10 protein-coding genes are annotated in these 12451 nt (G+C 41.8%); 1 reads left to right on the top strand and 9 read right to left on the bottom strand.

Annotation, left to right across the window (positions count from 1 at the left end; translation table 11 throughout):
* Positions 1–5: 5 nt before the first annotated feature.
* The 6 genes from urtD to AMD27_RS15440 all read right to left on the bottom strand — a co-directional run bounded on the left by urtD (position 6) and on the right by AMD27_RS15440 (position 7791).
* A complete protein-coding gene (gene urtD, locus AMD27_RS15415; RefSeq protein WP_067662211.1) occupies positions 6–833 on the bottom strand; it encodes an urea ABC transporter ATP-binding protein UrtD in 828 nt (275 codons plus the stop codon).
* Entirely contained in the window at positions 834–1904 is a 1071-nt protein-coding gene (gene urtC, locus AMD27_RS15420; RefSeq protein WP_067662214.1) for an urea ABC transporter permease subunit UrtC, read from the bottom strand.
* Positions 1905–1908: 4 nt separating this feature from the next.
* Positions 1909–3570, bottom strand: a complete 1662-nt coding sequence (urtB, locus tag AMD27_RS15425) for an urea ABC transporter permease subunit UrtB (protein ID WP_067662217.1) — start codon at positions 3568–3570, stop codon at positions 1909–1911.
* A gap of 88 nt (positions 3571–3658) precedes the next feature.
* Positions 3659–4942 carry an urea ABC transporter substrate-binding protein gene (gene urtA / locus AMD27_RS15430; protein ID WP_067662220.1) on the bottom strand — a complete coding sequence of 428 codons (1284 nt, stop codon included), beginning with the start codon at positions 4940–4942 and terminating at the stop codon, positions 3659–3661.
* 369 nt (positions 4943–5311) lie between these two features.
* Positions 5312–7192, bottom strand: a complete 1881-nt coding sequence (gene parE / locus AMD27_RS15435) for a DNA topoisomerase IV subunit B (RefSeq protein ID WP_067662223.1) — start codon at positions 7190–7192, stop codon at positions 5312–5314.
* A gap of 14 nt (positions 7193–7206) precedes the next feature.
* On the bottom strand, positions 7207–7791 hold the full coding sequence (locus AMD27_RS15440; protein ID WP_067662226.1) for a YqiA/YcfP family alpha/beta fold hydrolase: 585 nt from the start codon (positions 7789–7791) through the stop codon (positions 7207–7209).
* Between the two features lie 250 nt (positions 7792–8041).
* On the opposite strand from AMD27_RS15440, the gene AMD27_RS15445 reads away from it, so the two are divergent.
* Positions 8042–9373, top strand: a complete 1332-nt coding sequence (locus AMD27_RS15445) for a hypothetical protein (RefSeq protein WP_067662229.1) — start codon at positions 8042–8044, stop codon at positions 9371–9373.
* A gap of 124 nt (positions 9374–9497) precedes the next feature.
* Here the strand turns inward: AMD27_RS15445 and AMD27_RS15450 are convergent, their stop codons facing one another.
* From AMD27_RS15450 to gshA, 3 genes are all read right to left on the bottom strand, one after another.
* Entirely contained in the window at positions 9498–9995 is a 498-nt protein-coding gene (locus AMD27_RS15450) for a metal-dependent hydrolase (protein WP_067662232.1), read from the bottom strand.
* Positions 9996–10157: 162 nt separating this feature from the next.
* On the bottom strand, positions 10158–10655 hold the full coding sequence (locus AMD27_RS15455; protein ID WP_067662235.1) for a disulfide bond formation protein B: 498 nt from the start codon (positions 10653–10655) through the stop codon (positions 10158–10160).
* A gap of 17 nt (positions 10656–10672) precedes the next feature.
* Entirely contained in the window at positions 10673–12250 is a 1578-nt protein-coding gene (gene gshA / locus AMD27_RS15460; protein WP_067662238.1) for a glutamate--cysteine ligase, read from the bottom strand.
* Between the last annotated feature and the right edge of the window lie 201 nt (positions 12251–12451).

The following is a 12451-nucleotide window of genomic DNA, read 5'->3' on the forward strand; positions in this document are numbered from 1 at the left end:
TCTCCTTAACGTCCCAAATACTTTTCAATCACGTCTTCATTGGCTTGTACTTCTGCCAACGTGCCTTCTGCCAATATTGCACCTTGTGCGAGTACCGTGACTTTTTCACTAATGGTGTCGATAAAACTCATGTCGTGTTCCACCACGATCAACGTGTGATTTTTATTAAGTTCTAGACATAGCTCAGCAGTACGCTCTGTTTCTGCATCGGTCATGCCTGCCACAGGTTCATCGAGTAAAATGAGTTTTGGGCGTTGCATGAGTAGCATGCCAATCTCAAGCCACTGTTTTTGACCATGTGACAGTAAACCTGCGGGCTTATGCACGAACTCTTCTAATCGAATTTGTGCCAAAGATTCCTCCAACGCGTTTTGTGCATCAGGCTCAAGGCGCGAAAAGAAGCTTTTTTTAACCCGTTTATCTTTGGGTGCTGCCAGCAGTAGATTTTCCATCACGGTAAAATTTTCAAACACAGTCGGTTTTTGAAATTTACGCCCAATGCCTGCTTCAGCGATTTGCTCGGTGCTCATCTTGGCTAAATCATAGTTTTGACCAAAAAATGCCGTACCTTCCGTTGGACGTGTTTTACCTGTGATCACATCCATGAGTGTAGTTTTACCCGCACCATTAGGTCCAATAATGCAGCGTAATTCACCCTCTTCGATGTACAGTGATAAATCATTTAAAGCACGAAATGAGTCAAACCAAACACTGACTTTTTCTAAATACAGCGCAATACCATGACTAAAATCAGGGCCGGCTACTTTTAAACGACCATAACCTTCACCCATTTGACCGCCATGTTGTTGTGTGTTTAAAACGACATCTGACATTTAGTTTTTCTCCTTTTTAAAGCGATCGAATAACCCAATCACCCCTTTTGGTAAGAAAATGGTCACCACAATAAACAATGCCCCTAGGATCAATAACCACACTTCTGGATATGCCACCGTAAAGTAGGTTTTTACACCATTAATTAAACCTGCACCCAGAATCGGGCCAATGAGTGTGCCACGCCCCCCTGCTGCCACCCAAACCGCCATTTCAATCGAGTTCACAGGGTTCATCTCGCTCGGGTTAATAATCCCAGCTTGTGGCACATAAAGTGCCCCTGCAATGCCTGCAATCACCGCAGATAACACCCATGCTGAGAGCTTGTACCACAGCGTGCGATAACCCAAATATTGCAAACGGTTTTCACTATCACGAATCGCACCGAGCACACGCCCATAGGGTTTATTCATTAAATGACGTAATCCAATAAAACAGGCAAGCAATGCCACAGCTGTAATAAAGCAAAGCGTTGCACGCATTGAGGCAGAGGTAATATCCATGCCTAAAATGGTTTTAAAGCCTGTAAAACCATTGTTACCGCCAAAGCCTGTTTCATTACGGAAGAACAAAAGTGCTGCGGCAAAAGTCATGGCTTGGGTAATGATCGAAAAATATACGCCTTTAATTTTTGAACGAAATGCAAAATATCCAAAGATAAATGCAATGATTCCGGGAACCAAAATCACTAATGCCATGGCCCATAAAATATATTCGGTGCCGACCCAATACCACGGCAGTTCCGTCCAGCTTAAAAAGCGCATAAAGTCAGGTAGGGCATCGCCTGCTGATTCACGCATCAGGTACATACCAAAGGCATAACCGCCTAAAGCAAAGTACAAGCCATGCCCTAGACTTAAAATCCCGGCATAACCCCAAACCAAATCCAGTGCTAAAGCCACCAGTGCCAAACACATGATCTTGCCAATTAAAGTCACCCAATACGCAGATAAATGCAGACTTGAATCACTTGGCAGTAAATGAAACCACGGTAAGATCAGCATGACGACGAAACATGCCGCAATGGCAATCGCGCTAGAAGGCTTATCGGATAGTAATGATGTGATTTTCATAGTCTTACTCCACAAAACGGCCTTTGATGGCAAACAAACCTTGTGGGCGTTTTTGAATAAACAAAATCACAAGAACCAACAGAATAATTTTGGCAAGGACTGCACCCATGCCAATTTCAAGCACTGTGCCACTAATGCCTAAACCGAGTGCTGCAAGAACGGCACCCCACACTTGACCAACACCACCTACGACGACCACAAGGAATGCATCAATAATGTAGTTTTGACCCAAATCTGGTCCGACATTACCCACCTGCGCCAAAGCACAGCCTGCAAGACCGGCAAGACCAGAACCTAAGCCAAATGCCAGCATATCAATACGACTAGAACGGATGCCGACAGCACGCGCCATTTGACGGTTTTGCGTGACTGCACGGACAAACAAACCAAAACGGGTTTTATTCAGTAAATAAACCAGTAAAAGCAGAACAGCAATGGTGAAGCCAATGATTGCAATTCGGTTATACGGCAGCATCAAGCTTGGGGTCAGTGAAATCCCACCCGACAACCAAGAGATATTCGATACTTCTACATTTTGTGCCCCAAACACCATGCGAACCAATTGCATCAAAATCAAACTGACACCAAATGTGGCTAAAAGCGTTTCAAGCTGACGACCATAAAGCGGGCGAATAATAGTGCGTTCAATCAACATGCCAATTAAGGCACTGACCAAAAATGCTGCAGGAATGGCAATAATTAAGTACCAATCGACATAAGCTGCTAGATGCGTTTTAAATAAACTTTGAATGACGTAAGTGGTGTAAGCACCTATCATGATCAGTTCGCCATGCGCCATATTAATGACTCCCAGCAAACCATAGGTAATCGCAAGACCCAGCGCAGCAAGCAGTAAAATACTCGCGGTACTGAATCCTGAAAACACATGCCCTGTCCATTCGCTGGCTTGAAGCTTGGTTTTAATGCTGCCTTTTGCTTCCACTAAAATGGCTTTTAATTCTGGATTTAAATTCGGCTGTGTCAGTTCTTGTTCCACCAAAGCCAATACTTCAGGACGATTGGATTCTTTTAAAATCTGTGCAGCCTGAATTTTGGTTGCAAGGTCTGAGCTTTCGTAATCTAAACACGCTTTTAACTGTGCTAAACGTGCTTTCACTTTATTATGTGTTTCTTTGACATACAGTTGATTAACCATATTTACATCAATTTCGGTCAGATTATTTTCTAAAATATCAATCGCTTCTAAACGCTGCGAAGCTTCTTCAGATTTTAATTTTATTTTTGCTTGACCAAAGCTGAGTGCCTTACGTAGCGTATTGACCAAGGTCACTTGAGACAAATCTGCTGGCCAAGTGGCAATGGCTTGCTCATTTGGATAGCTAAGCAATTGATCTTCGCCTTTTAAAATATACGTCTGGCCTGAGCCATCGGTATAGAGCTGGTTCTGATCGATATAAGCCACCAACTTGTCTAAGTCTTCAATGCTGGCTGGCCAGTTGTTTAGCATATCTCGACGCTGGGCAAAGTCTGCTCGAACGAATTGTTGAATCGCATCTCCTGAACCAACAGCAGATGTGAGGGGTTGTTCATGAGCAACTGCCGATGGTGTTAAAGTATTTTCTGAAGACTGCGCTTGAGCAGCATTCACGAGAAAAAGTTGAGACAAGATCAAGATAAAAACAGCAAATTGCGTTCGAAAAAGCATTACAAACCTCCCTGCGGAGAGTATTGAAAGAGAGTAGGAAAAATCAAAAAAGCCTGTTGCGATTCACCTAGCAACAGGCACAGTATTATTATTTCGGGATATACGGGCTCCACGGCTCCGCTTTAATCACATTTGGCGTTTTATAAACCACATCAAACTGACCATCAGCACGGATTTCACCAATCATGACGGGCTTATGTAAATGATGATTGCTTTCATCCATTTTCAAGGTATAACCCGATGGTGCAGTGAAAGTTTGACCAGCCATCGCTGCACGTACTTTGTCGACATCCGTTGTGCCGGCTTTTTCAACGGCTTGCTTCCACATGTTAATGCCGACATAGGTCGCTTCCATTGGGTCATTGGTCACAACTTTATCTGCATTTGGAAGTTTGTATTCCACGGCAAACTGTTTATATTTTTCGATAAATTTAGTGTTTGTCGGATTCTTCACTGACATGAAGTAGTTCCATGCCGCCAAATGTCCCACCAGTGGTTTGGTGTCAATGCCGCGTAGCTCTTCTTCACCCACAGAAAATGCCATGACTGGAAGATCAGCAGCTTTAATCCCTTGATTACCGAGTTCACGGTAGAACGGCACGTTTGAATCACCATTGATGGTCGAGATCACCGCAGTCTTTTTACCCGCAGAGAATTTCTTGATGTTGCCTACAATGGTTTGATAGTTGCTGTGCCCAAAGGGCGTGTACTCTTCCAAAATGTCTGCATCTGCAATGCCTTTCGACTTTAAAAAAGCACGCAAAATTTTATTGGTAGTCCGCGGGTAAACGTAATCTGTTCCAAGGAGCACAAAGCGCTGTGCTTTACCGCCTTCTTCGCTCATTAAATATTCAACTGCAGGAATGGCTTGTTGGTTCGGTGCAGCACCTGTATAGAAAATATTTTTAGACTGTTCCTGACCTTCGTATTGCACAGGATAGAATAAGAGCCCATTAAGCTCTTCTACTACAGGCAGCACAGATTTACGTGATACCGATGTCCATGCACCAAAAATCACCGCGACTTTTTCTTGGGTAATGAGTTGTCGTGCTTTTTCAGCAAATAAAGGCCAATCCGATGCGGGATCGACCACGACAGGTTCAAGTTTCTTACCCAAAACACCGCCATTGGCATTGATTTCATTGATCGTCATTAAAGCTGTATCTTTTAATGATGTTTCAGAAATGGCCATTGTTCCAGAAAGCGAATGCAGAATACCCACTTTAATGGTATCGCCATCATTCGCTGCCGCCTTAGTTTCAGATTGGGTTTCTGCTGTTTTTTCGGCTGGCTTTGAACAGCCTGTCAATACAAGGCTCCCCATCATTGCTGCTAAGAGTAATGTTTTTGAGAATAATTTTTGTTGAAACATCATAATTTCTCCAAACCTTTTGGTGTATGAAACATGCATGAGTGTTTTATGGATCTGGACTCGTTATTCAATTTCTGTGCCAATCATTTACAGGTTTAATTTTATACTGGGGAATTTTTTATTATTATCCAAATAAATCAATAATTTAATAATTTAAAATCAAATATTAAATCTGCAAATATATTTACAGTTCATATACGCCATTGATGCTTTACAGTGATGATTATGTGAACGATAAGTGAATACTTTTGATGCACAAAGTGCGGAAAAGATGCAGAAAATTTATACAAAAATGCACAATCAAAACGCGAAAATAAAAAAAGCCCGCAAGAGCGGACTTTTTAAAAACGTGATGATTGAAGAAAAGAATTAGACAATAATATCTGCCAAATTCCCTTTTTGTTCTAACCATTCTTTCCGGTCACCTGAACGTTTTTTGGCCAATAATTTATCCAATAGTCCCGCCGTAAAGTGGCTATCATCTAAATCCAATTGCACTAAACGACGTGTATTCGGATCTAAGGTCGTTTCACGAAGTTGACTGGCGTTCATCTCACCCAAACCTTTAAATCGGGTAATTTGCGGAGATTTGCTTTTGACTTTCTTTAGAATTCCTTCAAGTTCGGCATCATCCAGCGCATAGTGCACATCTTTATTGTCATCGATACGATATAAAGGCGGCATCGCCACATACAAATGTCCAGCCTCAACCAAGGTCGGGAAATGCTTAACGAACAGTGCACAGAGCAAAGTCGCAATATGTAGACCGTCAGAGTCCGCATCGGCAAGGATACAAACCTTACCATAACGCAGTTCAGACAAGTCATCTGAACCTGGATCAACCCCAATCGCAATCGCGATGTTGTGTACTTCTTGAGAGGCCAAGACTTCGTCTGACGACACCTCCCAGGTATTTAAAATTTTACCGCGAATTGGCATAATCGCTTGAAAGTTCTTATCACGCGCCTGTTTGGCTGAACCACCCGCAGAATCCCCTTCCACAATAAACAATTCAGACTGATCTAGGTCATGTCCGACGCAGTCTGACAATTTACCCGGCAAAGTCGGACCTGCCACAATCTTCTTACGTTCAACTTTTTTCGCAGCTTTTAAACGGCGACCTGCCTTAGCAATCACCAGTTCCGCAAGTTGCATCGCAGTTTCAGAGTTTTGGTTCAGCCACAGCGCAAAGGCATCTTTGGCAATATTGAGCACCACACCAGACGCTTCACGGCTCGAAAGTCGCTCTTTGGTTTGACCCGAAAACTGTGGCTCTTGGAACTTAAGCGACAGAATATAGTTCACACCATCCCAAACATCTTCTGCTGCAAGCTTTAAGTTACGTGGCAACAGATTGCGCAGCTCACAAAACTCACGCATCGCATCGGTGACACCTGAACGTAAGCCGTTCACATGCGTACCGCCTTGCGCTGTTGGAATCAGGTTCACATAACTTTCCTGAATTTGTTCGCCGCCTTCCGCATTCCAACAAATCGCAAATTCAGCACTGGCACGCTCTGCATTTCCCGTTGCCACAAAAGCAGGCGCTGGAATAATCTCACGATCTTCCAGTTCATCCATCAAATAATCGACCAGACCATTTTCAAACTGCCATACGATTTTTTCATCGTTAATTTGGTCAATATAATTGATTTGCAAGCCTGCTGCTAACACAGCTTTGGCTTTTAAATTATGTTTTAAGGCTTTTAAGGCAAATTTTGGAGAATCAAAATATTTTACATCGGGCCAAAAGTGAACCATTGTACCCGAAGCACGTTTTGGTGCTTTGCCTTCAAACACTTCAAGTCCAGAAACCGCCTCACCATGCTCAAAAGCCATTTTGTACAGGTTGCCTTGACGCTGAACTTCAACCTCAACACGGTTCGACAGGGCGTTGACCACCGAAATGCCCACACCATGCAAACCACCCGAAAATTGGTAGTTATCAGTGCTAAATTTACCACCGGCATGCAGTTTAGTCATAATGATTTCAATACCACTCTGACCATATTCAGGGTGAATATCAACCGGCATACCACGACCATTGTCTTCCACAGACAATGAGCCATCTTTATAGACTGTCACGGTAATTTTGTTGGCGTGTCCAGCCAGTGCTTCATCGACCGAGTTATCAATAACCTCTTGCGCCAAATGGTTTGGGCGAGTGGTATCTGTATACATGCCGGGACGGCGACGTACCGGATCTAAACCAGATAAAACTTCAAGTGATTGAGCCGTATATTGAGACACGTTGTACTGTTTCCTTATTTTATGCAGTCCGATAAAAACCGAAATGACATCGGTATTTTTTCCACGAAATTTTCCATCGCATGGTTGCCTTGTGAATCTGTGATCACCAAAGCCCGATGCAATCCAGCACTATAATAACGCTGCGCTTCACGATAATCTAAAACTTCGTCACCTTGTTGCAGTAGAACCAAAATTTTGTCTGCATCTTGCACAAATGGCAGCGCCATCTGCGCTAACTGATCAAGTTGTGTATCATCCAACGACCAATTTGGTGTCACTTGATACGGCATCTCGACTTCTGCAAACAACTGACGAAATAGCTGCCATGGTCGCATAGCTGGATTAATTAAAACAGCAGGAACCCCATATTTCGCGACCAATTGCGTCGCGTAGAATCCACCTAAACTACTTCCCACCAACATGACGTCTTCAAGTGATTCAATCAAGCCTGACATTTGCTGCATCACTTGACTGGGTGCTTGATTTAAATCCGGTAGATGGACAGTGACCGCTGTATTTTCTGCGAAATATTGTTTTAGTTGTTGTCCTTTAATCGATAAAGCACTACTTTGAAAGCCATGTAGATAGATAATATTCATCAATTTTTAATTGCAATTCCCAGTAAAGTGCTTTAACTTTTAATGCGAACTTAATCACATATTTGTGGACGTTTTGTACTTAAACCGATCTTGTCCGACAAAAAAAAGAGACAGACTCACAATCATGGTTATCTTACTTAAAATGAGTTCGGGATGAACAACATAAGATAAATACAAGGGATTTTATACAATGATCAATGCCAAAAATAAAGTGTTTCGACATGATCATTCAGTATTAGGATAAAAACGCATGCCGAGTTTAACCCCTCTACACGAAACCTATTGTAAATGGGACCGATCGCCACCGAGCCAAGCTGATGTTTTGGAAGGGATGGCGCAGCTGGTGAGTACACCGCTCAGCAATGTTGTACAAAATTTAATTCAGTCTTTACAGCGTGAAATGTTACTCAGCCTTTTTGGTATGAGTAAGAAAAAATCGCAAGAAATTCAAAAAAAATCATATATGAAAAAGTTTTATCAATTTTCATATGACACGTTATTCAACTATGGCAGTTATTTTTTAGCACCGACTTTACGTAAAATTATCGATCAATTTCCCAATTTGCATGATAAGCCCTTAACACCGAATATGATTTTTTTGGTCAGTGCATTAAACGGCATTATTGGGGATTATTTGCTTAAAAACCATAATCCTTTGGCACTCTCAAGCATGCTTTACGACCATTATGGTGCAGTGCAAAATGGTGATTTGTCGGGTCGCGTGGTAGTGTTCTGTCATGGTCTCTGCATGAATCATCTGGATTGGACCAATCATGGTTATGGTGGCATAGGTGAAAAATTGCTGGCACAACGGGATCACAACACCATGTTGTACTTGCACTACAACACTGGTCGACGCATTTCTGCAAATGGGCGTAGCTTGTCCAATATGTTAGAAGACTTGGTCAAACGTAATCCACGCATTACCAGTATCGATTTGATTGGACACAGCATGGGTGGGTTGGTCTCCAGAAGCGCGCTGTTTTATGGCAAACAAAACATGTACCAATGGTTTCATATGACTGAAAACTTGGTTTGTCTGGGTTCACCGCATCATGGGGCTGTCCTCGAGCGTATGGGTTTTGCGATACAAGAAAAAGTTGGACGCTTTCCTTTGGTGCGACTTGCAGGGCATTTGGTCAATATTCGCAGTAACGGTATTTTAGATTTGCGTCATGGCAGTGTTCGAGATGATGACTGGGAACACAATGATGCGCGTATAGGCATGATTGACGACAACCGTAAACCTGCGCCATTGCCTTCACACATCAATACTTTTTTAGTGGCAGGAACCATTGAATTTGAGAACCGTAAAAACCGGACTTTAAAAGTGATTGGGGATTATTTGGTCAGTGTGAAAAGTGCTCTAGGTGAGCATCCTAACCCTCGTTTTCAACTGAAACTGCCTGAGTCACATAAGGCAGTATTTTTCGGTTTGAATCATATGGAAATTCAATATCATGCCAATGTGGCTGAACAAATTGCCAAATGGTTTTATCCGCACCATGATGATATTGCAGAGGCACAGATTCAAAAATATTTAAGTAAATTGGAAACAATGCAGGATATTGTTGAAACTTGAGTTTTGTTGAGAGCCAATTTCATAAACTTGATGAGATTGGCTTCAATCTCATTCATGATTCGCCTAAACAAAATACCCAATAAATAAATCAGAGAATTGAAAAATTAAAGGACATCAAGTCAAACTATTCTCGATCTTTCCAATACATCCAAATGGCGATTAAACCGATCAGCAATTCAACAACAAAAGACCAATGTAAAATAAAGTTTAACCACCAAGGTTGGTAACGTGAAGTCACCTCAAAAAAAACATAAGCTCTATCAATAAACGGTGCAAACAGCCAAACATCACCTACAAATGTATCGAGGCATATATGTAAAAGCGCTGCGCCAGAAAATAGCATTGTCATCAATGCAAACTGACTAGCGTAAACTGATCGTTTAAAACAAAAATAAGAAATTAAAAATATGGGAATCCAAAAAGAAAACCAATGTAAAAAGTATTTATGATGATGTACGGATCTATTGTCAAAAAGATAGAAATAGAACAGATCAATATCTGGGAATACTGCTCCCATCATCACAACGATGAAAAAGACTTTTTTACTGAGCAGGTTGTGTCTAAATTTTTTTTCTAATAATTTCGCTAAAATATAGCCTGATGGTAAATGTGCAATAAACATTTTATTTTCTCTGCTCGCTTATTTTTATAGTTAAAGCGTAGTGAATTTAAATTTTTCAAATCATTAACCTAGGCATTATAAATTGATTATATCCTCAAGTGTAAAACGATATAAAAAACCAGCATCAATGCTGGTCCTTTTATCTTTAATTTCTGCGAAAGCTTAAGGATATTTACGCAACATTTGCCACAGGCTAATCACTGTTAACACAGCAAAGAAAGCCAATGACCAAACAGGAAGTGATTGACCGAATAAAGTCCAATCTACGACTGCACACTCACCCGAACCTTTCAGCACTTGTTCAAATACAGATTTCATCGGCAAAGTATCGAGCCAATAATCCAAACCAGGACCACAACTCGGAACTTGATCTGGTGGCAAGTTCTGTAACCACACATGACGTGCGGCCACACCCACTGACCACAATATTGAAAGCGTACCTAAAAATGCATAGCCACGTTTAAAGCCATTGCCAATCGGATTATGTAAAAAGGCAATCAGTGAAATGATCCCCAGTCCCATCAATCCGACCCGTTGAAAAATACACAATGGACAAGGATCTAAACCTTGCACATGTTCAAGATACAACGCAAACGCCATGCCAGTGACACTGGCTAAAAATAACAAACCACTGATCACGCGATAATTATTCCAGTACATGGAATACCCTCTTCGTTTTATCTGTATGCAGTAAGATACGCATCAAAACTCTGCGTACATTCTTGCTCAAGTTGCTGTTGTTGTTCTAATGAACGCTTTGCGAGCTCATCAAAATAAGCTGATTTCTCTGGGCTTAAAATATGTTTTTCATAGCTTTGAGCATGTTGCTGCGCCATCATACTACCAAAAGACCAAGTCCCATTGTGGGTCAGAGTATCTTGAATCACTTGTGCAGAGAGCGTCTCATCCACTTCATCAATGCGCTTTTGCATACGAAGCAATGCATCTGTATAGAGTTGCGTTGCTAAGCCTTGATTCAGCGCTTCAGCCAGAGGTTGCATCTCTGCTAGATAATAATTTGCCCACGTCTCAATTTCAATTTGCTGATCATGTTCGAAAATCATGGCATTTGGCGCACGACCACGATTCACCACTTCGGCTTGGTTCTGTTCAATCACATCCACTTCCGCAGCATACAAAGCTGGGCTGTCTTGCAATAAACAGTACAAAGCCAGCACTTCAAGGAAGCCCGCTGTGTCTTCTGTAATGCCAATCGAGCTATATGGGTCAACATCAACTGCGCGCAGTTCAACATAGCCTACACCGCGATTTGCCAGCGCATCAGACGGGGTTTCCCCTGACTGTGGCACCTGTTTAGGACGTACCAAGCTGTAGTATTCATTTTCAATTTGCAAAACATGATCATTGATCTGAATCGGCTCGCCTTGTTCATCATTCAGCCCTAAACGGCTAAATGCGTTATAAGGTGTATGTACGGCCTTTTGTAGACCTTCTAAGTAACCGCTTAAATGGTTGTAGTGAATGCCCAATTCTTTTTGTGCTGAATTTTGATAACCGAAACGTCCCATACGTAGTGCAGTCGCATACGGGAGGTGCAAAGTTCCACTGACTAAAGGCAACAAATGATGTTCACGACCAGTCATAAAGCATTTGCATACAGAAGGACTTGCGCCAATGAGGAACATCACCAAGGGCGTTAACCGAATAAAGTTACGGATTAAGCCAAAATAACGATGACTGCGATAGTCTTGTAAAGAGAGTGCTTTTAAAGCTTCATCGGTTTCGTGTTGTTGTAAAGCTTCAAACAATTCATCAGGGAAAGATACATTATAATGCACCCCTGAAATGGTCTGCATACGGCGACCATAACGCACACCTAAACCGTGGCGATACAGTGTTTTAAAGCGACCTACATTCGACGTACCATATTCTGCTAAACGAATGCTCTCTTCTTCGTCATCCAACATGCAAGGCATAGACAAGGGCCACAGTTTTTCACCGTCTTCTAAGTGTTGATGTGCCACTGCATGAATATCTTTTAAATAATTGAGTGCTTCTGGAATACTTGGCTGTGGCGGCGTAATAAACTCCATCAAAGCTTCAGAATAATCTGTCGTAATATGTGGATGAGTCAGTGCCGAACCTAAAGCGCGAGGATGATCTTTCTGAGACAAAAAACCATTGCTTTGCATACGCAAACTTTCACGCTCAATGCCGCGCAACATACCTTTAAATAATGCAGAATCCACCCAACTTGGTAATACTGATGGTGCGTTCACTTCAGGTTGACTCATTACTTACTCGCTTATCTTAAAGAACGACTTAAATAAAATTGTTGATTTATATCAAGTATAACGTGATTTATTGGCGCAAATGCAGATTGCATCTGTATTTGAAACCAACAAAGCTTTTATTTTGGCAAATATTTATCACAAACTTAGACTTTAAGACATCGCTTATTTGTGATTTTATGACATCATGACCTCTAATGAATT

The organism is Acinetobacter sp. TGL-Y2, from assembly GCF_001612555.1.
In the GTDB taxonomy this organism is placed as follows: domain Bacteria; phylum Pseudomonadota; class Gammaproteobacteria; order Pseudomonadales; family Moraxellaceae; genus Acinetobacter.

What these genes read in the sequence shown, in the direction of transcription:
- urtD (WP_067662211.1), bottom strand. Translation starts at nt 833, where the DNA reads ATGTCAGATGTCGTTTTAAACACACAACAACATGGCGGTCAAATGGGT.
- urtC (WP_067662214.1), bottom strand. Translation starts at nt 1,904, where the DNA reads ATGAAAATCACATCATTACTATCCGATAAGCCTTCTAGCGCGATTGCC.
- urtB (WP_067662217.1), bottom strand. Translation starts at nt 3,570, where the DNA reads ATGCTTTTTCGAACGCAATTTGCTGTTTTTATCTTGATCTTGTCTCAA.
- urtA (WP_067662220.1), bottom strand. Translation starts at nt 4,942, where the DNA reads ATGTTTCAACAAAAATTATTCTCAAAAACATTACTCTTAGCAGCAATG.
- AMD27_RS15440 (WP_067662226.1), bottom strand. Translation starts at nt 7,791, where the DNA reads ATGAATATTATCTATCTACATGGCTTTCAAAGTAGTGCTTTATCGATT.
- AMD27_RS15445 (WP_067662229.1), top strand. Translation starts at nt 8,042, where the DNA reads ATGCCGAGTTTAACCCCTCTACACGAAACCTATTGTAAATGGGACCGA.
- AMD27_RS15450 (WP_067662232.1), bottom strand. Translation starts at nt 9,995, where the DNA reads ATGTTTATTGCACATTTACCATCAGGCTATATTTTAGCGAAATTATTA.
- AMD27_RS15455 (WP_067662235.1), bottom strand. Translation starts at nt 10,655, where the DNA reads ATGTACTGGAATAATTATCGCGTGATCAGTGGTTTGTTATTTTTAGCC.
- gshA (WP_067662238.1), bottom strand. Translation starts at nt 12,250, where the DNA reads ATGAGTCAACCTGAAGTGAACGCACCATCAGTATTACCAAGTTGGGTG.